A 23,510-nucleotide genomic window follows, 5' to 3' on the forward strand; every position below is an offset into this window, starting at 1 on the left:
GTTTTGTCAGATAAAATATACGCCGTCAAAAACGGTCACAGCGCCGCCCGTCATGTAGACGTGGCCGTCGCTCTTATCCCAGTCGATATGCAGCACGCCGCCCTTGAGTTCCACATCCAGCGAGCGGCCCGTATGCCCGTTGAGCACGCTGGCCACCGCCGCGGCGCACGCGCCGGTGCCGCAGGCCAGGGTTTCCCCGGCGCCGCGCTCCCAGACGCGCATTCTGATTTTGTCGGAGGAAGCGACCTCCACAAATTCAGTATTGGTGCGCTTGGGAAAAATGGGATGATGCTCGAACTTCGGTCCCAGCTTGGGCAGATCCAGGTCGTCGATGCCGTCCATGAAAACCACCGCGTGCGGATTGCCCATGGACACGGCGGTTATCGCGTACGTGCGGCCTCCCACCTCCACCGGGCGGGCGATGAAGCGCTGCGGATCTTCGCCCTCGGTCAGGGCGGGCGCGACCAGCACGGGAATGCGGTCAGGCGCGAGCACGGGTTCGCCCATGTCCACGGTGGCCCCGCAAACCTCTCCGGCCTCAAAGAGCAGGCGGATAATTTTGATGCCCGCCGCCGTTTCCAGACGGATGACATCCTTGTTGACGATGCCGTGATCGCGCGCGTATTTGCCCACGCAACGGGTGGCGTTGCCGCACATTTCGGCTTCCGAGCCGTCGGCGTTGAACATGCGCATGCGCAAATCGGCCACACCGGAGGGCAAAATCAGCACCAGACCGTCGGAACCCACGCCGAAATGCCGGTCGCTGATCCTTTTGGCCAGTTCGCCGGGGTTGTCCACGCGCTCCTCAAAGCCATTCACGTAGACGTAATCATTGCCGATGCCCTGCATTTTGGTGAAATGCAATCCCGCGACCATATAGTGACTCCTTCCCTTCCGGCAATGCGTCGTGCGCCATTTCCGGCAGGTTCATTTAGTAAGCGTAGCTGATTTTTATAGACTGAACCATCTTGAAAGTAAAGACAAGGGGCCTTCATCCGCAACACGCTTGAATGAAGAAAAAGAATGCTTGTCTCCGTCCGCCGTTAGGGCGCAAAAGCATCCGCTAGGCTCGGCGGCGGGTTATCAAAGAACGTGGACAGGATGATCATGCCATGACTGATGGCGACCGACTGCAACCACGGTATCCCTGTGAACCTGCATTTTTTTGCGGCGGTCAGGATTTTGATAACATTCCGGTAAAAATCTTCTGATATCATCAACAGCGCGGAAGCGATTATGGCTATCTCCCCAGAGAAAGCCGCCGCACCGGACAGTCCGTTTCCACTTGCCAGAACGGTTGTTCTACTCCATGCTGCCAAAAAACGCCCAAGGAGCGGCCATGCGTTTTCGTCTCTGCCAGGGACGGCTGAAACTGGAATTGCGCGTCCTGCGGCTGGGGCGCGATCTTCAGGTGGTGCTGAACGGCGGCGCGGCCCATCTGGGAGCCGTGGCCCTGGCCGCGCCCGGCGGCGCGGACGAAGCGGGTCTGCTTGTTCTGCCGGGACACCGGGAAGATCAACTGGTCCGGCGCATGGCCCGGCGCATGGCCGACGCCCTGAACTGCGCCGTCTGCGTAAGCGCGGGCATCCATTACGACGCCATCAGCAAAGAAGAAATCGCCGCCGTGGAGCGCCTGGCCGAAACGCTGACAGAGCGCTGCCTGGCCGCCATGACAGCGGAACAAAAGGATGAAGCATGCTGACAGTCAAGGATCTGGAAGAACTGGAAACCTATATGCGTTCCGGCGAACTCGAAGCCGACTTCAAGGACGGCTGCGAAAATGACCGCTTCTACCTGCTGGAGCTGTTGGAAAAGCTCATGGACGTGGCCGAACTGGCCGACGCCACAGCCACGCGGCTCATCTTCCGGGGCCTGCCCGTACCGCCGCCTCCCGCCGAATAAGGCCCCGGCCTCAGAGCACGCGCGTCAGGCGTCCGCCCTGTGCGCCCCCCGGCGCAGGGCTTCCTCCACAGCCGCGCAAAGCCGGGCCACGTCCGTGGCGGGACTCGGGTAGGGCGGCATAAGGTAGATCAGACGGTTGAAGGGTCTGATCCAGACCCCCTGCTCCACAAAACAGGTCTGCAAGGCCGCCGTATTCACGGCCTGCTCCATTTCCACCACGCCGATGCCGCCCAGCACCCGCACGTCCGCCACGCCGGGCAGTTGGCGGCAGGGCTCCAGCCCCTGGCGCATGGCCGTTTCCAGACCGGCCACCTGCCCCTGCCAGCGGTTTTCGTCCAGGATGTCCAGAGCGGCCCCGGCCACGGCGCAGGCCAAAGCATTGGCCATAAATGTGGGCCCGTGCATGAAGACCCGGCCTTCCCGGCAGATCTCCCGCGCCACGTCGCCGGTGCAGGCCGTGGCCGCCAGGGTGAGCATGCCGCCGGTCAGGGCCTTGCCACAGCAAAGAATGTCCGGCGTGACGCCGGCCCACTCCGCGGCAAAAAATTTTCCGGTGCGGCCGAAGCCGGTGGCGATCTCGTCAAAAATCAGCAGCGTGCCTGCCCCGCGACAGAGTTCCGCCAGACCGCGCAGATAATCCGGATGGTAAAACCACATGCCGCCCGCGCCCTGTACCACAGGTTCCAGAATCACGGCCGCGATCTCTTTGCCGTGTTGCTCCAGCGCCCGGCGGGCGTCGTCCAGGCTGGCCGGATCAAAGGGCGCGTCAAAACGGCAGGAAGGCCGCTCCATAAAAATCTGTCGCGGCAACAGCCCCGCGAACAGACTGTGCATGCCCGTCACCGGGTCACAGACCGACATGGCCCCCAGCGTATCGCCGTGATAGCCGCCGCGCGGCGTCAAAAAACGCGTGCGCCGCGTCTCTCCCCTGCCCTGCTGATATTGCAGGGCCATTTTCAGGGCCACCTCCACAGCCACGGAACCGGAATCGGCAAAAAAGACGCGCTCCAGCCCCCGGGGCATATGCGCCAGCAGGCGCTCCGCCAGCTCCACGGCCGGGGCGTGCGTCAGGCCGCCGAACATCACGTGCGGCATGCGGCCGGCCTGGGAACGCAGGGCCGCGAGCAGACGGGGATGATTGTAGCCATGCGCCGCCGCCCACCAGGAGGACATGCCGTCGATCAGTTCCCGCCCGTCAGCCAGAACGATACGGTTGTCATGGCTGCGCCGGGCCGCGCATAAGGGCGGCAATTCCACGGCCGAAGCATAGGGATGCCAGACCGCGCCGTGGTCGCGCGATACCAGATCCGCTGCGGCCTCGCCGCGCGGACATTCCACAGAGCGGCGCAGTTCCTCTGCCAGAGGCGACAATTCCGCGGCCAGACGCTGCCATGCCGCGCCGTCCAAACGCGCCAGACGAGGCAGCTCCAGCACCGGCGCGTCACAGCCGGCTTGCGCCAGCCGCGCGCGCAGCATCCGGGGATTGTCGGCCAGAATGCGGGCTTCATCCTCATCCGGAGCGCCCGCTGCGGCAGGTTGCGTGGGGATCAGGGCCAGAGCCGCCAGACGCAAGCCCTTGTCGCGCAGGGCGGCCAGAGAAAGCAGGGTATGATTCAATGCGCCCAGACCGTTGCCGCTCACCAGCAGCACGGGCAAATCCAGAGCGTCCATCAGGTCCAGCATGTCCTCCCGCTTGTTGAGCGGCACGCACAGTCCACCCGCGCCTTCCAGCAGCAAAAGTTCCGCCGCGCCATTCAGGCCGTCCCAATGCTTCAGGATGTCCCGGGCCAGCTCTGCCGCTTTCAGACGCTTGCCATCGTACGCGGCGGCCAGATGAGGCGAAGCGGGCAGGGAAAAGCAGCGCAGCACGGCCGCCGGGGCCAGACCCGGCACAGGCGGCAGATCGGCCACAGCCGCCGTATACACCGGCGCGTCAGCCTGAAGCGCGTCATATTCCTCTCCCGCGGGCACGCCGGTCTGCACGGGCTTCACGGCCTGAGCCGCCACACCCGCCAGACGCAGCGCCCGCAACAGGGCCGCCGTGAACACGGTCTTGCCCACATCCGTGCCGGTGCCGCTCACAAAGACGGCGCACAGAGGACGCCCTTCCCGCATCGCGCCGCCTGTGGAATCAGCGCCGCGCATGACTGCCCGCCTCCAGGCCCTGAGCCGCGATCATGGCAAGGTCTTCTTCAATGCCCTGTCCGTGCGTGGTAAGATAATCGCCGGTCATCAGGGCATTGGCCCCGGCAGCGAAAATTTCGTGCTGTCGCGTTCCAAGGGTTGTGGGACGGCCGCCGCAGATCCGCAACGTGGCCTCGGGCAGAATGTGCCGGAACAGGGCGATGATCCGCAACGCCTCCCGGGCGGAGAGAATTTCTTGCCCGGCCAGCGGCGTTTGGGGGTGAGGATGCAGAAAATTCATGGGCACATGGCGAACGCCCAGTTCCTTGAGGCTGAACGCAAAGGCGATGCGCTCCTCCCAGCTTTCGCCCAGACCGAACAAACCGCCGGTGCATACCGTCAGACCGGCACGCTGAGCCCGGAGCACCGTATCGCGGCGCTGTTCCCAGGTCTGGGTGGTACAGACACGCGGGTAATGGCTTTGCGCTGTCTCCAGATTGTGGTGGTAGCGTGTAAGACCGGCCCCGGCCAGTTGCTCAAGCTGGGCCGCACTCAGCCGCCCCAGAGAGGCGCAGACGCGGGGCCGCGCCGCGTCCGGCAATGTGGCCAGCACAGCGCGCAGATGCGCCAGCTCCGCCTCGCTGAGCGCCGCGCCGCTAGTGACGATGCCGATATGGTTCACCGGCAGCGCGGCCAGTTTCAGAATACGCTCCCGCAATGCGTCATCCGGCAAAAGATCAAACACAGCTATGGGCGTGTGATTATGACGGCTCTGGGAACAAAAGCGGCAATCCATGGCGCAGTTGCCGCTGCGGGCGTTAATGATGGCGCAAAGATCCACCGCGCGTCCGAAAGCCGCCTCGCGCAAACGCGCGGCCTGTTCAAAAAGCCGCGCGTCGGGCAGGGACAAAAGTGCTAAAGCCTGGGCGGGCGTTGCCGCCGGGAACATCTCCATTACAATCAACCTTTGAACTTTCCAGTCTCTTGCCGCCGTGGGGGAGCCCCGGTGAACGGACAGGCATGGGACCGGACGCGTCAGCAGATTACTACGGCATATAAAAAGCCCGCCGTGCGGCGGGCTCCATGGCGTCTTGGTCCTATTTGACTACTTTGCGCCGCTTTTCCCACAGCTTCATGTCTTTCATCTTTTTGCGGCGTTCACGTTGCAGGGCTTTGCAAACCAGCGGCGCATCCTTCTTGAAGCCCCATTTTTCCCTGTATTCGGCGGTATCCATGCCGTGACTGGCCAGATGCCGCTTCGTCAGGATTTTGAAGCTCTTTCCACATTCAAGGCAGGTAACGGATTTTTCTTTCACCGATTTGCGGGCTTCCAGAGCCATTTCAGCGCTGTCGAGTTCCACCGGCGCTTCGCCTTCGGCCACAGCACGGATGCCCACCGCCACCTTCTGGATAAAGGTCGCGATGTCCTCTTCAGTCATAATCCGGACACCGGCCTGGGCGCGGGTGATTTCCAACGCCTCTTTTAAATAATCGTCCATTGCCCACCTCTTGCTTGTGGTATGTCTTTTGTTTCCAGCGCGACGCACGGTGTCTTGGGATACAACACCCGTGCCTCAGGACAGCTTCAGCCTCCCCCTATTACAGGGTGCGCTTACCATACACACTGCCTCATGCCACGTCAATTGTATTGTGCTCTATCGAATGTGCCGCAGCTATTTTTCATCCATTCATAACGAAATCAGTTATCGTTGAAAAAGTCATATTGGGATACGGTACCCAGAAAACTCTCATCCATGTACTGCCATTGCACGCCCTGCGCGTACCCCTGACGCAACGGGGAAAGATCAGCGGGCACCGGCCCCACGCTGAACGTCTCCCGCGCCCGCTGTTCAAAGTCTTTAAGCGTATCGGCAGCCCCCAGAGGCAAGGCCGAAAGAGATTCTATTCCGGCGGGAAGCGGCTCACGATATTCCATGATGATCTTATCGTCATTAAAGTTGTAGCGGGCCGCAAAACCACGGGCCAGCCAGCGCACGGGACGGCCTTCCGGCGTTTTGCCGGCCACCAGCGCGCCAAAGGGATCACGGCTGCTGTCCACAATATAGGTGCAGGCCTGATAGCCGACGCCGTCAAAAACCTCCACGCCGTCATCCACGCTGAACGGGCGGCGCATAATGCCGTCCCAGTACCAGCCCTGGGGCACTTCGGCCTGAGCCACCACGGCCATGGGGCTGATGTCGCCCGCGCCGTAGACCGCAAGCCAGACGCGGATGGGCAGGCCGCCCGCCATGCTGCTCCTGGTCAGATTGGCCGAACCCCGTCCCGCCGTGAGCAGCGGCATGTTTTTGGCTTCCACGGCAATGGCCGGACGAGCGGTGGAAACATAGGCGGAGCCGACCATACCGCGTTGCTGCGCGGCACTGCAGCCGACCATCATCAGCACCAGAGCCGCTATACCGAAAAGACGCATGTGTTTCGTCGTCATGGCGCAATCCTCCATGAAACCGGCACGTCGCCGAAGCGGACGGGTGCCGGGTAACGGTTTTTCATTCCCTATGGAAAAGATATGCCAAGGTTCAGTGCCTGGCAATCATTATTATTAAGAGAGATGACAGTGGAAAAAAGGCGGAAAAGAAGAAGAAGAAGAAAGGAGAGGCGAAACGGAATTACTGTTGCGCCGGTTGTTGCTGCTGGGACTGTTGCCGGCGCGGCGAGGCATTGCCGCCCGGCATGTACGTCTGCAGATCGCGCGAGACCTCAAAGGTGCGCAATTCACCGGCCGCCGCCGTGGCGAAGCTGGAGTCGGGGAACCGCCGGACAATATCTTCCAGCAAGGCCTGAGCGCGGTTTGCGTCGCCCAGTTTGCGATAGAGGCGCGCTTCCCGGAAACGCAGACCCGGATATTCCGGCGAAGTATCCGGCACAAAGGCATTGTAGCGGTTTACCCATTGCAGGGCTTCGGGAATGCGGTTGCCCACTTCGCAGATATCCATCAGCGCGGCTATGGCCTCCTTGATGCGTTGCGGGTCGGCCTTGTCGGAACGCTCGTCCTGCAGGCGGGTGAAAAGCTCAATGACCTTGCGGTTCAGATCATAGGAGTCTTTGATGTCTTTGCGGTTTTCCGCGTCCCGGGCCAGAAAATACGTGGCATAGGCTTGCTGGTAGAGCGGGATGTCGTCGCGCGCCGCCAACTGCCGCCACATGGCCAGCGCCGGGCCTGCCAGATTCAGATTCTGGGCGGAAAGCGCCAGAGCGTAATCCAGCTGCTTGCGCAACTGGGGCTTCATGTCCCAGGTGGAAACCAGTTTGCCCAGATCCAGAATCTTGTCCCAGGCCCCGGCCTGGAGATAGCGGTTGAAAAATTCCGTAAAAGCCGCTTCGCCATACTGCGGGTCCATGGGAGATTTCAAAAATTCTCCCAGCAGTTCAAAAGCCTTCTTCTCGTTGCCGCGCTCCAGCCAGCCCTGCGCCAGGGCATAGCGCAGGCGCGGGTCCGGTTCGCCGTAGCGCTCACGCACCAGGGGGAAACCGTTCCACAAGATCAGAATGCGGCCGTAATTCTGCTCGGCCAGGGAGTTCGCCAGTTCTTTCTGAAAGGCCTGCCAGATAATTTCACGGGCCTGCGGCGCGTCGGGGTGTTCGGGGTAGCCGTCGATAAAATCCGCCGCCTTGCCCATGGCTTCGGTGTACTGCTTGTCCCAGAACAGCCACATGGCCTGCTTCAGACGAGCCAGGACAGCGTCCGGAGACGTTTGGGACGACGCGGCCAGCTCGCTGTAGGTCTGCCACAACGGCGGCTCCCCGCCCCTGGCGAAGACCTGATTCATTTGCTCATAGGTGATGGGCGAGTCGTAAATGCCCTTTTCCGCAAGGCGCAGCCTGGCCGTGGACGCCAGGGGCGAATCCGCAAAGCGGCGCGCCAGTTCACGGTAAATAAAATCAGCGGCGGCGTTCTTGCCCCTGCGCAGATAGGTATCGCCCATCTTGAGCAGAATCGCGTCGTTGCCCTGGCGGCCCGGCTCCAGGTTGACATAGAGCCAGTAGAGATCCAGCGCCGTGTCCGTCTTTTGCAGGGCTTCGTCGTTGCCCGCCTGCAACAGCAGAAAGGAAGGCTCATCAATATAATAACGCGGCCAGCGCTTGCTGATGAAGTCCAGAATGATCTGGGCCTTGTCGTGCTTTTTCTGGTTGAAAAGCGCTTGGGCCAGCCCCACGGACGCGGTCTGGAGGTGGGAAGACTCGGGATATTTGTCCAGCACGATGGAAAAGGACTGCTCCGCCTCGGCATTGAGCCCGCGCTTGAGCTGTTCCTTGCCCAGCGCGGTAAAGCCCTGCGCCACGCCGGGATAATCGGGATAACGCCGGAGCAGGGCCACGATATAGCCGCCCGCGTCCACCAGATTGCCCACATTGGCGTTGGCAAGGCCCAGGCGCAACAGGGCGTCGGGCACGCGGGGCGAACGCAGATTGGCGTTCAAGGCCTCGTTGGTGGAGGAAACAATGGCCTCGTAGCCCGCCAGAGGATTGTCCGCATAGCGCACCCAGAGGCAGTCGCTGATGTAATAGAGCACCTTTTCCCGCATCTCCGGCGTGATGTCGGTCAGAGCGCGGATTTTCTCCAGTTGCGGCAGGGCTTCGTCAAATTTGTTTTCTCCGATCAGGCGTTCTGCCTCGGCCAGCATCTTGTCCGGCTCCGGCGGCTTGGATACGGGATTGCCCTGTTCGTCCACGTAAATGACTTCACGAGGCTTTTCCGCGGGCGCTTCCTTTTTCTCGGCCTGCTTTTCGCCCACAGGCAGGCCCACCGGCTTTGTGTTCACTGTGCCGGAAGCCTTCGGCCCCGTATCCCGCGCCTGCGACGCGGCATTCTGCACTGCGGCGGACGGCGCGGACGCGCCCGGCTCTTCACCGGTGGTTTTTCCTTCGGACGCGGGAGCCGCATCCGAAGGAGAAGCCTGTTGCGGGGCGGCGTTCGACGCGGTCCGGGACGTTGCCGCGTCGACATCTCCGGCTGATTCCGTTTTGCCGCCGACGCTCCCGGGCCGGGCTTCAGCCGGACTTTCTCCCGGCGCGGCGCTTTCCCCGCCGGTCGCCGGCAGCGTAGCCGTGGACAGCCCGCCGGCTTCAGGCCAGTCTTCCGGGCCACCGGCATTAATCTTGCCGCGCAAATCCTGACGGGAAAGCATCACCCCCCTGTCGCCCAATTCTTTGGGACCGCCGTTTTCCGGAACAGCGGCGGCAAAAGCCGAAGAAGACCAGAAACCGGCTTCGGCGGCGGGCGGCGCGAAGTCGGGCACCACGCGCTCTTCATGGGGAGTGGGGACACTAGGCCGAGGATCGGCCAGCTCCGCCAGACGGGAATACGGCACGGCCCGCAGACCGCTCAACCGGCGGCGCAAAAGATCAGCCGGAAGTTGCCCGGCCGCAAGAGGCGGCACGCTTTCGTCCGCCCTGCTCCGGGACGCCCGCGCGCCGACCGGGGCCGACAACGGCCCGGCGACGACGGGCGCCGCAGCCGCGTCACCGCCGGGGGCGGCAAAGAATTCCATGACCACCCTGCCGGGCGCGGGACGGGTCAGCGTATAATTGACGACGCGCGGGGAAAGACGGATGCGCAGCCGCCCGCCGTTCGCGCTGCCGTCCAGAGCCAGAGCGCGCAAAAGAGCGTCAGGCGCGGGCGCATCCCCGGCCTGACGCAGAGAAGCGGTCGGGCTGTTCAGCATCAGTTCCAGATCCGTGGCGCTGACGCGCGCCACGCTACGGGCCTGGCCGGGGCTGTCCAGCACCAGGATCAACCGCCCGGCATTCGTACCGGGCGTCCACTGCCAGAGCATGGCCCGCGCCTGCTCCGGCCGACACAGGAGCACGGCCAACAGCAGACAGAGCCATGGCAACAACCGGCGCGGCGCGCCCTTCACAACGGCGCTATGAGGCCGGAACATGCCGGCAGTCAGGCTTCTGTTCACTGACGTATGACAACAACACATGACGGATCAGACATCCGCCTCATTTTATGCAAAAAATATGCCCATAAAAGGTGACGGAAAGCGCTCCGCATCAGGGATTGCGTTTTTTGAGCTTCTCAATGAGGGTGGTGCGCTTGATGCCCAGATATTCCGCGGCCTGATTTTTCACGCCCCCGGCCCGGTTCAGAGCTTCGTCGATCAGACGGCTTTCCACGGCGTCCAGAAAATCCTTGAGATTCAGGCCGTGGCCCTCCAGCACAGCCAGATCCGGCCAGACAAAACCGCCGGATTGTGACGCGTCGCGCGGGGCTTCCGTGTGGGTCGGCGCGTCCGACGCCGATTGCGCGGACGGGGCGGCAGACTCCGGTGCGCCCTGCTCCTCCACTTCGGGCAGGGCCGAAATGTCGCCCACCTGATCCAGAATTTTGCGCGGCAGGTCCGATGGCTGGACCACAGCGCCGTCCACCAGAATGCTCAGGCGCTCCATGAAATTTTCCAGCTCGCGAACATTGCCGGGCCAGGTGTAGGCAGCCAGAACACGACGGGCGTCCGGGGTCAGGCCCAGGGGCGGACGGGCTTTCTTACGACAGAAGTGGTCCAGGAAATGCCGGGCCAGCAAAAGCACGTCGTCGCCGCGCTCGCGCAGGGGGGGCAAATGCAGGGGAATCACGTTCAGGCGGTAATACAGATCTTCGCGGAAGTGTCCGGCTTCCACCTCGGCTTCCAGGTCGCGGTTGGTGGCCGCCACAATGCGCACATCCACCTTTTTGCAACCGCTGCCGCCCACCCGTTCGATTTCCTTCTCCTGCAGCACGCGCAAAATCTTGACCTGGAGGCTCAACTCCATTTCGCCGATTTCATCCAGAAAAATGGTGCCGCCGTCAGCCAGTTCAAAACGGCCCGGCCTGGAGCGGATGGCGTGCGTAAAGGCGCCCTTTTCGTGACCGAAAAGTTCGCTTTCCAGCAGTTCTTTGGGGATAGCCCCGCAGTTGATGGGTACAAAAGGTTTGTCGGCGCGACGGCTGTTAGCGTGCAGGGCGCGCACCAGCAACTCCTTGCCTGTTCCGGATTCGCCGGTTACAAGCACAGTGCTGTCAGTGGGGGCCACCTTGCCGAGAATTCTGAAAACGTCGGCCAGCGTGGTGCTTTGGCCGATAATGCCGCTTGTATTTAGCTCCATGGACCTTCCCCGCTTACAGGGCTTTTCAGGTGTCAATACACTGACGCGTGCCGAATTGCCAGTAAAAAAGACAGGATGTCAGCAGTTTTTGTTGCGCCGCCACAATTTTTCCCCCTGCCGCCCATGAGCCAGCCCTCTTCCAACTCCCTTCGACGCGCCGAACCGCCTGTTTTGCTGTCCTGCCCGCCCTGTCCAATGGACGAACTGCGCCCCGAGTTGCTCCGCTTGCTGGAGCACGGCGACAGTCTTGTGCTCGGCGCGCCGCCCGGCGCGGGCAAGAGCAGCCGCGTGCCCCTCTGGCTGCTGGATGCGCCCTGGCTGGCGGACCGCAAGATTCTGCTGCTGGAGCCGCGCCGCGTCGCCGCCCGCGCTCTGGGCCGCTACATGGCCCGCCTGCTCGGCGAGGAGCCGGGACAAACCGTGGGCTGGCGCATGCGGGAGGAAAGCGTCATCGGCCCGGCCACCCGCATTGAAGTCATTACCGAAGGCGTGCTGACCCGCCTGTTGCAGGCCGACCCGGAACTGCCGCAGGCGGCCTGCGTAATCTTTGACGAATTCCACGAGCGCTCGCTCCAGGCCGATCTGGGTCTGGCCCTCTGCCTGGAAAGCCGGGCGGCCTTGCGGCCCGACCTGCGCCTGCTGGTCATGTCCGCTACGCTGGACGTCCAGGCCGTGGCGCATCTGCTGGGAGACTGCCCGGGCCTGAACTGCGCCGGACGCAGCTTTCCGGTGGAAACCCGCTGGCTGCCGCCGCGCGGCGCGCAACGACGCATGGGAGCGGAATTCTGGCGGCACACGGCGGCGGTGATCCTTCAGTTGCTGCGGGAGGAAACCGGCAGCCTGCTGGCCTTTCTGCCCGGCGCGGGCGAAATCCGCCAAGTGGCGGCGCTGCTGGAAGAACGCCTGCCGCCGGATGCCCGGCTCTGCCCGTTGTACGGCAATCTCTCCGCCCGGGAACAGGACGCGGCCATTGCCCTGGCGGAAGCCGGCACGCGCAAGGTGGTCCTGGCGACCTCCATTGCCGAAACCTCCCTGACCATTGAAGGCGTGCGTCTGGTGGTGGACGCGGGCCTGGAACGCAGCGCGCGTTTTGATCCGGCCTGCGGCCTCAGCCGCCTGGTCACCGGGCGCGTCTCCCTGGCGGGCGCGGCCCAGCGCGCGGGCCGGGCGGGCCGCATGGAGCCGGGCATCTGCTGCCGTCTCTGGGCCAGAGAAGAAGAAAACGGCCTGCGCCCGCAGATCCGCCCCGAAATTCTGGATGCCGATCTGAGCGGCCTGCTGCTGCAACTGGCTGTCTGGGGCGCGGCCGGACCGGACGGCGTGGCCTCCTTGACCTGGCTGGATCAACCGCCCCCCGCCGCGCTGGCCGTGGCCCGGCAGACCCTGTACGATCTGGGCGCGCTGGACGAACGCGGCCGCGCCACCAGTCTGGGCCGGAAGATGGCCGCGCTGCCTTCCAGCCCCCGTCTGGCGCGCCTTTTGCTGTACGGCCGGGAACGCGGGCACGCGGCCCTGGCCTGCTGCCTGGCAGCCTTGCTGGAAGACCGCGATCCCCTGCTGCGCTCCGGGCAGGATGCCCACGGCGCGGATTGTGATCTGGGCCGCCGTCTGGACTGGCTCTGCCGTGGCCGGGACACGCCGGAAAAGACGCGCTTGCGACGCCGGGCCCGGCGTCTGGCCGATTCGCTGGGCGTCAGACAACAGGTTTTTGACGCCGCCCTGACGGACCAGGATGCCGCCGGAACGCTGCTGGCCCTGGCCTGGCCGGAATGGCTGGCTCAGCGCCTTTCCGGCGACGCCGACCGCCCCAAGGCCGGACGGACGGGCGGACAGCCCGGCGAACAGGCTGTGGTCCATTTTCTGCTCCGCTCGGGCCAGGCCGCGCAACTGCCCCAAAGCGACCCCTTGGCCAGCCGCGAATTTCTGGCTGTAGCCGCCGTTTCCGGCGGCGGCCCGCGCGGACGCATCCGCCTTGCCGCGCCGTTCGGCCGCCCGCAGTTGGAAGAACTCTTCGGCCATCAAATCAGCAGTCAGGATTGCATCAGCGTTTCAGACGACGGCGCGGTGCTGGCCCGCCGACAGCAAATGCTGGGCAGCCTGCTGCTGCGGGACGCCCCGCTGCCCCGTCCGGACGCCGGATCCTGCGTCCGGGCCTTGTGCGAATATCTCCGCCAGGGCGGAGGCCGGAACCTGGCCCGGCTGCCCTGGAGTGACGAGGCCCGCCAATGGCGGGCGCGAGTGGCGCTGCTGCGGGAACTGGACGGCGACCCCTGGCCGGATCTCAGCGACCACGCCCTGCTGAAAAACCTTGAGAACTGGCTGGCCCCCTGGCTTGCGGAGTGTACCGCACTCCACCAGTTGACGCCCGGCCGCCTGCTGGAAGCTCTGCGCGCGCAACTGCCCTACCCCCTGACCCGGCGGCTGGAGCGGGAAGCCCCCAGCCACTGGCAGGTGCCCTCGGGCACGCTGCGGCCCATTGTCTACGGCGAGGAAGGCGGCCCCTGGCTGGCCGCAAAACTGCAGGAACTTTTCGGCTGTGAGGAAAGCCCGCGCATCGCCCAGGGTCGGGTGCCCCTGACCCTGCGGCTCAACTCACCGGCCGGGCGACCCTTGCAGGTCACCCGCGATCTGGCCCATTTCTGGCGCAACGGCTATCAGGCCGTACGTGCGGAAATGCGGGGCCGCTACCCCAAGCATCCCTGGCCGGAAGATCCGCTTACGGCTCCGGCCACGGCCCTGACCAAGAAAAAACTGGCGGCCAAAAACCAAACCTGAGGGACCGGCGGCTTGAGCCTTTAGAGCAAATTACCTTTACGAATTTATATTCTTAAAGTTTGAGGACGCCCACTTCGGCGCTTAACAGCGCAAATGCATTGCGCTTACGCCTTTGTGGCGGGCGGCTGCGAGTGCAGCGCCGGAATATTTCAATATGCCCAACAGCAACATGCTCACGCAAACGCGCAACTGTCGGCAGCCCGGAGCTTCTTTCTCATGCAAAAAGGCCTGACAAAGCGATTCATCAGGCCTTTACGCTCTCCGTCGAGCGAATCCGGGGACGCGGTCAACTGTCCGATTTGTGCTGAGCGCTTTTGTTTTTGCTGAAGGAAATATCGATTTCATCCGGCTCCGTGGCCGCCATCTTGAAGTTCTTGATGGCCTTGCCGAGCCCGGCGCCGATTTCAGGCAGTTTGTTCGTGCCGAACAGCACCATGACAACCAGAAGCACCACGAGTAAATGCGGTATGCTGAATAAATCCATCATATCAGGAGTTCCTTTGGGGTAAAAAGCCAAGCAAGCCGGAACAACCTCTCTCATTCCAGATCAGCATATCCGTCCCCGGCATAAAAGCAAGCCGCTTCTGAAGCCGTGCGCGCTTCCAGCGGGCGGGCTCAGCCCAAGCGCAGAATCATGGCCCCGCCCATGACCAGCAGAATGGCCAGTACGCGGACCGGAGAGAGTTTTTCGCCAAGAAATACCACGGCCATGAGCATGCCGAAAATCACCGAGGTTTCGCGCAGGGCCGCCACCAGGGCAATGGGCGCCACGGTCATGGCCCAGATGGCGATGCCGTAGGAGCCCAGTCCTGCCAGGCCGCCGCTGATGCCCACCACGGCCCGCTTGCGCAGGTAATGCAGATAGTCTTTGCCGTAGCGGCCCAGCACGTAAAGGTGCAGAGGAAAGATGTTCAGAAAGAAAATCCAGCAGGTGTAGCTCACGCCGTCGCCGCTGGCGCGCGCGCCGTAGCCGTCGGCAAGGGTGTAGCCCATGATGACGAAGGAGGTGCGCAGGGAGTACAAAATGCCTTTAAGACCGGCCTTGCGGCTGAATTTCTGTTCCAGAGCAAGGGTCAGGATGCCCGAGCAGAGCAGCAGCACGCCGCCCCAGCCGGTGAGGCTCAGCGGCACCCCCAGAACGCAGAGCACCAGGGCCGTGAGCATGGGCGCGGTGCCGCGCATGATGGTGTAGCCCAGGGAAAGGTCCGCCACCTTGTAGGCCGCCGCGATGCAAAGATAATAAGTAAGGTGGCAACAGCAGGAGAGAGCCAGAAAGCCCCAGGCGCTTTTGTCCGGCAGGGGCAGAAAAGGCAGCAGACAGAGCGCGCCGAGGCCGCCGCCCAGCGCATTCATGGCGGACTCGTACAGTTTGTTGTCCCCGCCTTTGACGATGATGTTCCAGGAGGCATGCAGCAGGGCCGCGCCGAGCACAAGAAGAATGATCTGGCCGGACATGAATGGCTCTCCAACTTGGGGCGAAACAGATGGCGGCGCGGAGTCGTTTCAGATGCGTGCCCGCGCGGGCGCTATGCGTAGAGGGACTGGCGGCGAACCTGATCAGGCCCGCCGCCGGTGAGGGACTATATTTTTTCCAGCTTGTATTTGCGGCTGCCCAGGCCGATTTCCTCGCCGTAGCTCAACTGGACGTCGCCGCGGGTATTGGGCCAGCGGGCCGTGAACTTGTCGGGCGCGCCGCCGTCCAACCCGGCGGCCAGGCTGGGAGCCTTGTTCACGAGGTCGAAACAGGCCTGGTCCAGGGCCACAGGATCGGTGGAAGCCAGGATGCCCAGATCAGGCACCAGCGGGGCGTCGCTCCAGGCCACGCAGTCGCAGTCCGGCGTGACGTTAAGCACGAAGTTAATATAGCAGATCCGCTTCTGGCGGCCTTTGACCACGCCGTAGGCGTATTCGGTAAGACGCTCGATGAAGGGGGTCATTTCCGTGGCCCAGTCGATACTGATGGCCTTGACCGGACAGACCGTAATGCACTCGAAACAGCCGATGCAGCGTTCCACGTCCACCTGGCTTTTCTTCTTGTGCAGGCTCAGGGCCTTTTGCGGACAGGCCTTGACGCATTTGCCGCAGCCCACGCAGGTTTTTTCATCCACATGCACGTGGGTGGCGTGCTGGTCCTTTTTGCCGCGCACCGAGGCGCCGCCCATGGCCAGGTTTTTGATGGCCCCGCCGAAACCGGCCATCTCGTGCCCCTTGAAGTGCGACAGCACCACCATGGCGGGCGCGCGGCGGATTTCCGTGGCGATGTGGACTTCCTTGAAGTGCTTGGCCTTGATGCGCACGGGCACGTCGTTTTCGCCGTACAGACCGTCGGCCACAATAACCGGCGCGCGCACCACGGAGGGCGCGAAGCCGTGCAGATAGGCCGTCTGGAGGTGATCCACGGCATTGTGGCGGCTGCCGGAATACAGGGTGGTGGTATCCGTCAGGAAGGGCTTGCCTCCGGCGTCCAGAACCTTGTCCACCACCTGGCGCACGAGAGTGGGATTGAGGTGGGTGTCATTGCCGTATTCACCGAAATGGAGCTTGATGGCCGTGAGGTCATTCTTCTTGATGACTTTTTTCAGACCCACGGCGTCGCAAAGGCGAGCCACCTTGGCGATTTTACTGTCTTCGTGTGAACGGCTGTGCATATCCGCGTAATAAACGGTGGCAGGCATAGGCTATCTCCTCCAGTGGATGTGTTTTTTCATTCTGGCACGATCGTATTTTCCAGGCAAGCGGGACGAAGAGCCGCGCCCGCGTTCCGGCGCGAATCACCAGCCCCGGCAGCGAGGCCAGAGGGCCGTGACTTCCCGCTCCCGACAGACGTGATAGGCGTCAAAGGCGGCGGCGGCGGCGCAGGCGTGCGTCGGCAGAATGCGCAGTTGCGCGCCCACGGGCAGGGGCGGGCACATACCCTCGCGCGCGGCGATGATGCCGTGCTCCTGATTGGTTTCCGCCACGCGCAGACCGGGCAGAAGCTTGCCGTCAACATCGCAGACCAGACCGTAGCCCTCGCGGGCGAAACGGCCCGGCAGTCCCGCGTCGCGTGAAAGAGCCGTCCAGCCGGCGTCCACCACCAGATTGCCGTCGCTTTTCCGGCGACCGATGACAGTACAGAGCACGGACAGGGCAATGTCTTCCACACGGCAGACGCCCAGCCCGGCCATGACCAGATCCTGAAACATGTAGACCCCGGCCCGCACTTCGCTGACGCCCGTGAAATCCCTGCCGAAAAAGGCCGTGGGCGTGGAACCCACGCTGACCACAGGACAGCCATGCCCGGCGGCGCGCAAGCGTTGCGCCGCGCTCACGGCCGCGTCGCGCTCCTGTTTCGCCAGGGCGGCGAAGGCTTCCGGACTCGGGGCGGCAAGATCATAGGCCGAACCGGCGTGGGTCAGCACGCCCAGCAAATTCTGGCCGGCCCTGGTCAGGACAGCCGCGCACTCCAGCAGTTCCGGATCATCGGGACGCAGACCGGAGCGGTGCCCGTCGCAGTCGATTTCCAGCAGCAGATCAAAGACGTGCCCGTGTTTCCCGGCAAAGGCGGCCAGCAGGCGGGCGTTCTCCGTGCTGTCCAGCAGCAGGGAAAGGCGTACGCCCCGCTCGCGCAGAATCATGCCCCGCGCCAGCTTGGCCGGAGCGACGCCCACAGCGTAGCAGATATCCGTGACGCCGTGTTCCGCGAAATATTCGGCTTCCGCCAGACTGGAAACGGTGATGGGCCCCTGCGGCGAGGCCATGCAGAGCCGGGCCGCGTCCATGCTTTTGCAAGTCTTGCAGTGCGGCCGCAGGTTCACGCCCAGGGCGCGCAGGCGTTCGTCCAGACGGGCGATGTTACGGCGCAGGCGCGCTTCATCCAGGAGCAGAGCGGGGGTGGGCAGGTGGTCTATATGCACGGGCGTTCCTTTTGCTCTCCACAGATCATTTCATAAAATTGCCCACAGGCGATTCATGAAAATTACTTCGCCGTAAAAGGCGGCTTCTGCTCGATCACGGCAGCGTTGCCGCCGCGTCATGCTCTCGCCTGACAATAGAAGTCGGTCCATGAGCGACTGCTGCGTCAACCGTTCCGGCGAAATCGGCCTACCGCAAAAGTCCCCGCCTGTAAACCGGGCCGGGCTCCCACAGTCGCCGGGGAGATCGATTACGCGCCGTCCCATCTTGACACGCCTGCTCTGGCGGCATAGGCTAATAAATTAAGAATTGTAGTAAAAACAGTCTATTATATTCTCTTTATCCTTTTCCCGGGAGGGAGTTATGGCCGTCTATGTGGTAAATCATCCTCTTGTGCGCCATAAACTGGGCATCCTGCGCATGGCGTCCACTTCCACCCGCGAATTCCGCACCGTGGCCAATGAAGTGGCCCGCCTCCTGATCTATGAAGCCACCAAGACCTTCCGTACCGAAAAGCACACCGTGCAGGGCTGGGCCGGACCGGTGGAAGTGGAGGCCATTTCGGGCAAAAAAGTGACCGTGGTGCCCATTCTGCGGGCGGGCCTCGGCCTCATGGACGGCGTGCTGGACATGATTCCCGGCGCCAAAATCAGCGTGGTGGGCCTGTACCGCAATGAGGCCACGCTGGAGCCGGTGGAATATTACGTGAAGCTGGCCAAGGATCTGGAGCAGCGGCTGGCCATCATCCTGGACCCCATGCTGGCCACCGGCGGTTCGTTGACCGCAACCATCGAACTGCTGAAAAAGCACGGCTGCCGCCGGATATGCAGTCTCAATCTGGTCTGCGCGCCCGAGGGCATCGCCAGGGTCGAGGCCGAACACCCGGATGTGGACATCTACACCGCCGCCATTGACGACCATCTCAACGAGAACGGCTACATCATTCCGGGCCTGGGCGACGCCGGGGACCGCATTTTCGGCACAAAATAGCATAACCACGTACACGGGGGCGGGCGCATGCATGCGGACAGCGGGCAACACGGCGGCACAGGCGTCAGCTATAACTTTCGTTTCAGGGACTGTCTGCTGGGCGCGCAAATGCTTTTCGTGGCCTTCGGCTCCCTGGTGCTGGTGCCGTTGCTCACCGGCCTGAACAGCAATGTGGCTCTGTTCACCGCCGGTGTGGGCACCCTGATCTTCCAGATCTGCACCCGCGGCAAGGTACCCATTTTTCTGGCCTCCTCCTTCGCCTTCATAGCGCCCATCATCTACGGCGCGCAGACCTGGGGCATGGCCCAGACGCTGGGCGGGCTGTTCTGCTCCGGTCTGGTCTATGTTCTTCTGAGCCTGTTGATCCGCTGGCGGGGCATGGGAATCATTCTGCGCCTGCTGCCGCCCATCGTCACCGGCCCGGTGATTGTGGTCATCGGCCTGGTGCTCGCGCCCGTGGCCGTGAACATGGCTCTGGGCAAGAGCGGCGACGGCGCGCAGCAGCTCGTGCCGGAAAATACGGCCATGATCATTTCCATGGCCTCCCTGGCGGCCACGGTGCTGGTTTCTTTGCTGGGGCGGGGCTTTCTGCGACTGGTGCCCATTCTCTGCGGCATCGCCGTGGGCTTCGCCGCCTCCCTCGCCCTGGGCGTGGGCGGCTGGGAAAAGGTGCTGGCCGCGCCCTGGCTGGCCGTGCCCGCCTTCACGTTTCCGGAGTTTTCCCTGGAACCCATCCTCTTTATCATTCCCATCACCCTGGCCCCGGCCATTGAGCATTTCGGCGACGTCATCGCCATCAGCTCGGTCACAGGCAAGGATTATCTCAAGGATCCGGGCATCAAAAACACCATGCTCGGCGACGGCATCGCCACCATGGCCGCCTGCGCCGTGGGCGGCCCGCCCAATACCACCTATTCCGAAGTCACCGGAGCGGTGACCCTGACCCGCGCCTTCAATCCCGCTGTGATGACCTGGGCCGCGCTCTGCGCCATCCTGCTCTCCTTTCTTTCCAAACTGGGAGCTTTTCTGAGTTCCATTCCCACGCCGGTCATGGGCGGGATCATGATCCTGCTCTTCGGAGCGATCATGGTGGTGGGCCTGAATACTCTGGTCCGGGCCCGCGAAGATCTGATGGAAGCGCGCAACATGGTCATCGTGGCCCTGATCATCATTTTCGGCGTGGGCGGCATGCAGTTCAGCATCGGTTCCTTCAAGCTGGGCGGCATCGGTCTGGCCGCCGTGACCGGCGTGCTGCTCAACCTCTTTCTGCCCCAGCGACGGGAATGAGGCCGGGAAGAAAGGCGCAGGCCATGCGCGGCGCAGCCCGGCTGCGGGCTGAAATCAGGACTAGGCCTTTTCCATGGCGCGTGCTATCCTTTCTGCAACGCTGGATCAACAGCGAATGCATATAAGAGAGGTCTGAATCATGACGGAAAAACGTAACGACCAATACACTACCTGCCCGGCCTGCAACGGCAGCGGCAAAAATAACGACGGCAGCGTCTGCAATGAGTGCAGCGGCAGCGGCAAGCGCCAGAACGCCTGCCAGGTTCCCGAAGGGCCGGAGCACACCGGCGTGTGCGATTAGAACAATCTGAAACTACAGCAAAGCGGCGGGGAAACCCGCCGCTTTGCGTGCAAGGCTCCCCCCGCTTTCCGGGGGAGCCTTTGTGTTTTTGCCGTGCGCCGGTGGCTACCGCAGCAGCTCGGGCAGGAAAGTGATTATGGAGGGGAAGTAGGTCAGCAAAATCAGGTCCACCAGCAGCATGATCAGGTACGGCATGACCTTGGCCGTGACCTTGTCGATGGACAGGCCGGTGATGGAGGCCACTACAAAGAGGTCCAGGCCCACGGGGGGCGTGATGCAGCCGATAGCCAGGTTCACGACCATGAGCACGCCGAAGAACATGGGGTCGATGCCCATGCCCGTGGCCACGGGCAGCAGAATGGGCGTGAGAATGACCACCGCCGCCGAGGCGTTGATCAGGGTGCCGATGAAGAGCAGCAGCACGTTGACGAGCATCAGGAAGACAATGGGACTGTCGGTGAGCGTGGCGAAGCTCTGGGCCAGCATGTGCGGCACCTGAGCGTTGGTCAGAATCCAGCCGAACAGATTGGCCGCGCCCACCACGAACATGATCATGGTGGTGTTGTAAGCCGCGCTGAGCAGGGTTTTGGGCAAGTGGGCCAGGGTCAGCTCCCTGTAGACGAAAAAGCCCACCAGCGCCCCATACACGGCGGCCACGGCGGCGGCCTCCGTGGGGGTGAAAATGCCCGTGTAAATGCCGCCGAGGATGATCACCGGCATCATCAGAGCCCAGAAGCATTCCTTGAAGGAACGCAGAACGCGCATGACAGAGAAGCGGCCTTCGCCCTGATAGCCGTTTTTCTTGGAGATGACCCAGCTCACCAGGCACATGGTCACGCCCATGAGAATGCCGGGCGCGAAACCGGCGATGAACAGGTCGGCAATGGACGTATTGGCAATGGAGCCGTAGACCACCATGGTGATGGACGGCGGAATGACGATGCCCACCGTGCCGCCGCTGGCCACCACGGCCGCCGCGAAGGAACGCGGGTAGCCGCGCCGCTCCATCTCGTCGATCATGGACGCGCCGATGGCCGCCGTTGTGGCCGCCGATGAGCCTGACAGAGCGGCGAAAAACATGCCCGCCACAGCCACCACCAGAGCGAGGCCGCCTGCCAGCGCTCCCACCAGGGCCATGGAAAAATCAACGATACGGCGGGTCACGCCGCCGTCGGACATGAAGGCCCCGGCCAGCATGAAGAAAGGCACGGCCATGAAGGAAAAGGAATCCACCGAGGTGAACATGCGCTGCACCACCACAATGAGCGGCATATCCAGCACGGCGTAGAGCACAATGGCCGAGGACAGGCCCAGCGCCACACCGATGGAGGCCCCGGTGGCCAGAATCAGCACAAAGGACGTCAGAATAACCCACAATGTCATGGCCGCCTCCTACTTCAGTTCCGCGGCGGGCGTTCTGAGAACGCGCGCGAGGTTGCCGATGACATAGAGCAGCATGACGCCGCAGCCGAAGGGAATGACCACGTAGACCCAGGACATGGGAATCATCATGGCCGGAGAGGTCTGGAAGTCGGCCAGCGCCACCATGCGCGCGCCGTTCCAGACCATGATGGACAAAAAGGCGATGGAAAAAATATCAGCAAGGATATTGAGCGTCTTCAGCATGCGGCCTTTGACGCGGCTGGTCAGGGTTTCAATGCACATGTGACCGCCGTAGCGGGCCACCAGCGGCAGGGAAAGAAAGACCACCCAGACGAAGAGGTAACGCGCCAGCTCTTCCCCGAAATGCGGGGTCCAGCCGAAAACGTAGCGCGTGATGACCTGCCCGAAAACCAGCAGTAGCATGGCCGCGTTGGCCACGATCACCAGCGTCTTGAGCAGATTCTCAAAAAATTTGAACAACGAAATCATGTGAACTCCCCGGCTGCCGACGCGATGACTCAACGGGGAACGGAGCGGGCTTCGTGCTCGCTTCCCAAGACCTTCATACGCGCGCCGCGTTTCTTCCCGCGCCCCGGCGGCAGCCTGCGCCGGGCGGAAGAACCGGCGGGGTTCCGTCTGGAACCCCGCCGGAAAAACCCCTGAACGCCGCGCGCTTACTTGACGGCCAGGATAGCCTTGATGTTCGCGTCGCCGAAGCGCTTGGTATAGATGTCCCACACGCCGTGCGTGGCCTTGGCGAAGGCTTCCTTGTCCACGTCGTCGTTGACCTGGCTCTTGCCGCTGTCAAGAATGGTCTTCATGAATTTGCCTTCCAGGTCGCGGCAGAGCTGGCGCTGCCAGTCTCGGGTATCTTCAGCAGCCTTGCGCACGATCTGCTGCTGCTCGGGGCTGAGCTTCTTCCAGGCGATGGTGCTGATCAGCACCGGCTCGGGGGCATAGGTGTGGCCCGTGAGGGAGATGTACTTCTGCACTTCATAGAAACGCTTGGTGGCAATATGGGCCAGGGGATTTTCCTGACCGTCGATGACGCCTTTCTGCAGCGCGGTGTACAGTTCGCTCATGGCCATGGGGGTCGGGCTCGCGCCCAGGGACTTCATCATTTCAATGTACACGGGCTGTTCCATGACGCGGAACTTGAGGCCCTTCATGTCTTCGGGCTTCCGGATGGGGCGGACGTTGTTGGTCATGTGGCGCACGCCGTTTTCCCAGATGGCCAGGGTGATCATGCCGCGGGCCTCGCCCTTTTTGCACAGTTCCATGCCCACGGTATCCAGGGCCTTGTAGGCGTGCTGCACGTCGCGGAAAATGAAGGGCAGGTCAAAAACCGACACTTCGGGCACAAAGTTGCCCAGCACGGCCGTGCCCGTGAGGGTCATGTCCACGGTGCCGAAGGTCAGGCCTTCCACAAGATCGCGCTGGTTGCCCAACTGGCTGGAAGGGTACACCTTGATTTCCACTTCGCCGTTGCTGCGCTCTTTCACCAGTTTGGCGAAATGGTCGGCGCCCTGACCGTAGGGATTTTCAGGCTCGGCAATGTGTCCCAGTTTCAGGGTAACGGGCGCGGCCAGGGCCAGAGATGCGCCGAGCAGCAGAATGGCCGCGGCGGACACGAGGGTACGGAACATACACAACTCCCTTGCAAGAATGCGGGTTATGAATCTGGAGCCGGGCTTCCGACAATGCCGCAAAAGACGCCGTCGCTTCCGCAACAGTGTCCGCGCACAGG

At 62.9% G+C, this 23,510-nt stretch carries 20 protein-coding genes; 6 read left to right on the forward strand and 14 right to left on the reverse strand.

The genetic code is table 11. The annotated features are described in order from the left end of the window. Positions 1-6: 6 nt before the first annotated feature. The gene (dapF, locus tag FYJ44_RS00850; protein WP_154508285.1) at positions 7-876 is read right to left on the reverse strand and encodes a diaminopimelate epimerase; all 870 of its coding nucleotides are present in this window, start codon (positions 874-876) and stop codon (positions 7-9) included. Positions 877-1,339: 463 nt separating this feature from the next. Here dapF and lpdD point away from each other — a divergent pair, with 463 nt between their 5' ends. Both lpdD and FYJ44_RS00860 read left to right on the forward strand, forming a co-directional pair. Further along, positions 1,340-1,702, forward strand: coding sequence for a prenylated flavin chaperone LpdD (gene lpdD, locus FYJ44_RS00855; RefSeq protein WP_154508287.1), 363 nt, complete (start codon positions 1,340-1,342; stop codon positions 1,700-1,702). Continuing rightward, entirely contained in the window at positions 1,696-1,902 is a 207-nt protein-coding gene (locus FYJ44_RS00860; RefSeq protein ID WP_154508289.1) for a hypothetical protein, read from the forward strand. Before lpdD ends, FYJ44_RS00860 begins: the two co-directional genes overlap by 7 nt. Before the next feature lie 24 nt (positions 1,903-1,926). On the opposite strand, the gene bioA is transcribed toward FYJ44_RS00860, so the two are convergent. The 6 genes from bioA to FYJ44_RS00890 all read right to left on the reverse strand — a co-directional run bounded on the left by bioA (position 1,927) and on the right by FYJ44_RS00890 (position 11,133). After that, on the reverse strand, positions 1,927-4,047 hold the full coding sequence (gene bioA, locus FYJ44_RS00865) for an adenosylmethionine--8-amino-7-oxononanoate transaminase (protein WP_154508291.1): 2,121 nt from the start codon (positions 4,045-4,047) through the stop codon (positions 1,927-1,929). Continuing rightward, a complete protein-coding gene (gene bioB, locus FYJ44_RS00870) occupies positions 4,034-4,981 on the reverse strand; it encodes a biotin synthase BioB (RefSeq protein ID WP_154508293.1) in 948 nt (315 codons plus the stop codon). Before bioB ends, bioA begins: the two co-directional genes overlap by 14 nt. Before the next feature lie 142 nt (positions 4,982-5,123). Continuing rightward, the gene (locus FYJ44_RS00875; RefSeq protein WP_154508648.1) at positions 5,124-5,525 is read right to left on the reverse strand and encodes a Ros/MucR family transcriptional regulator; all 402 of its coding nucleotides are present in this window, start codon (positions 5,523-5,525) and stop codon (positions 5,124-5,126) included. Positions 5,526-5,725: 200 nt separating this feature from the next. After that, positions 5,726-6,472 carry a DUF4851 domain-containing protein gene (locus tag FYJ44_RS00880; protein WP_154508295.1) on the reverse strand — a complete coding sequence of 249 codons (747 nt, stop codon included), beginning with the start codon at positions 6,470-6,472 and terminating at the stop codon, positions 5,726-5,728. Between the two features lie 181 nt (positions 6,473-6,653). Further along, positions 6,654-9,929: a tetratricopeptide repeat protein gene (locus FYJ44_RS00885; RefSeq protein ID WP_229772431.1), complete on the reverse strand. Its 3,276-nt coding sequence runs from the start codon at positions 9,927-9,929 to the stop codon at positions 6,654-6,656. Between the two features lie 115 nt (positions 9,930-10,044). Then, positions 10,045-11,133: a sigma-54 interaction domain-containing protein gene (locus FYJ44_RS00890; RefSeq protein ID WP_154508297.1), complete on the reverse strand. Its 1,089-nt coding sequence runs from the start codon at positions 11,131-11,133 to the stop codon at positions 10,045-10,047. 195 nt (positions 11,134-11,328) lie between these two features. On the opposite strand from FYJ44_RS00890, the gene hrpB reads away from it, so the two are divergent. Beyond that, positions 11,329-13,908 (forward strand): ATP-dependent helicase HrpB, encoded by a 2,580-nt coding sequence (gene hrpB, locus FYJ44_RS00895; RefSeq protein WP_154508299.1) that lies wholly within the window; start codon positions 11,329-11,331, stop codon positions 13,906-13,908. A gap of 286 nt (positions 13,909-14,194) precedes the next feature. Here hrpB and tatA read toward each other — a convergent pair whose 3' ends face one another. From tatA to FYJ44_RS00915, 4 genes are all read right to left on the reverse strand, one after another. Continuing rightward, complete coding sequence (gene tatA, locus FYJ44_RS00900; protein WP_195840924.1) at positions 14,195-14,392, reverse strand: twin-arginine translocase TatA/TatE family subunit; 198 nt, start codon at positions 14,390-14,392, stop codon at positions 14,195-14,197. A 131-nt stretch (positions 14,393-14,523) separates the two neighbouring features. Then, positions 14,524-15,363: an EamA family transporter gene (locus tag FYJ44_RS00905; RefSeq protein ID WP_154508302.1), complete on the reverse strand. Its 840-nt coding sequence runs from the start codon at positions 15,361-15,363 to the stop codon at positions 14,524-14,526. 125 nt (positions 15,364-15,488) lie between these two features. Next, positions 15,489-16,583, reverse strand: a complete 1,095-nt coding sequence (locus FYJ44_RS00910) for a DUF362 domain-containing protein (RefSeq protein WP_154508304.1) — start codon at positions 16,581-16,583, stop codon at positions 15,489-15,491. A 96-nt stretch (positions 16,584-16,679) separates the two neighbouring features. Then, positions 16,680-17,804, reverse strand: a complete 1,125-nt coding sequence (locus tag FYJ44_RS00915) for an alanine racemase (protein WP_326833656.1) — start codon at positions 17,802-17,804, stop codon at positions 16,680-16,682. 361 nt (positions 17,805-18,165) lie between these two features. Here FYJ44_RS00915 and upp point away from each other — a divergent pair, with 361 nt between their 5' ends. The 3 genes from upp (at position 18,166) to FYJ44_RS00930 (ending at position 20,380) form a co-directional block, all read left to right on the forward strand. Next, positions 18,166-18,792, forward strand: a complete 627-nt coding sequence (upp, locus tag FYJ44_RS00920) for a uracil phosphoribosyltransferase (protein WP_154508307.1) — start codon at positions 18,166-18,168, stop codon at positions 18,790-18,792. Between the two features lie 27 nt (positions 18,793-18,819). Then, the gene (locus FYJ44_RS00925) at positions 18,820-20,079 is read left to right on the forward strand and encodes a uracil-xanthine permease family protein (protein ID WP_154508309.1); all 1,260 of its coding nucleotides are present in this window, start codon (positions 18,820-18,822) and stop codon (positions 20,077-20,079) included. A 139-nt stretch (positions 20,080-20,218) separates the two neighbouring features. Beyond that, on the forward strand, positions 20,219-20,380 hold the full coding sequence (locus FYJ44_RS00930; protein ID WP_154508311.1) for a chaperone protein: 162 nt from the start codon (positions 20,219-20,221) through the stop codon (positions 20,378-20,380). Between the two features lie 105 nt (positions 20,381-20,485). Here FYJ44_RS00930 and FYJ44_RS00935 read toward each other — a convergent pair whose 3' ends face one another. From FYJ44_RS00935 to FYJ44_RS00945, 3 genes are all read right to left on the reverse strand, one after another. Next, positions 20,486-21,763, reverse strand: a complete 1,278-nt coding sequence (locus tag FYJ44_RS00935; RefSeq protein WP_154508313.1) for a TRAP transporter large permease — start codon at positions 21,761-21,763, stop codon at positions 20,486-20,488. A gap of 9 nt (positions 21,764-21,772) precedes the next feature. Beyond that, positions 21,773-22,252, reverse strand: coding sequence for a TRAP transporter small permease (locus FYJ44_RS00940; RefSeq protein ID WP_154508315.1), 480 nt, complete (start codon positions 22,250-22,252; stop codon positions 21,773-21,775). Between the two features lie 185 nt (positions 22,253-22,437). Beyond that, positions 22,438-23,409, reverse strand: a complete 972-nt coding sequence (locus FYJ44_RS00945) for a TRAP transporter substrate-binding protein (protein WP_154508317.1) — start codon at positions 23,407-23,409, stop codon at positions 22,438-22,440. Positions 23,410-23,510: the final 101 nt, after the last annotated feature.

This window comes from Desulfovibrio porci, from assembly GCF_009696265.1.
In the GTDB taxonomy this organism is placed as follows: domain Bacteria; phylum Desulfobacterota; class Desulfovibrionia; order Desulfovibrionales; family Desulfovibrionaceae; genus Desulfovibrio; species Desulfovibrio porci.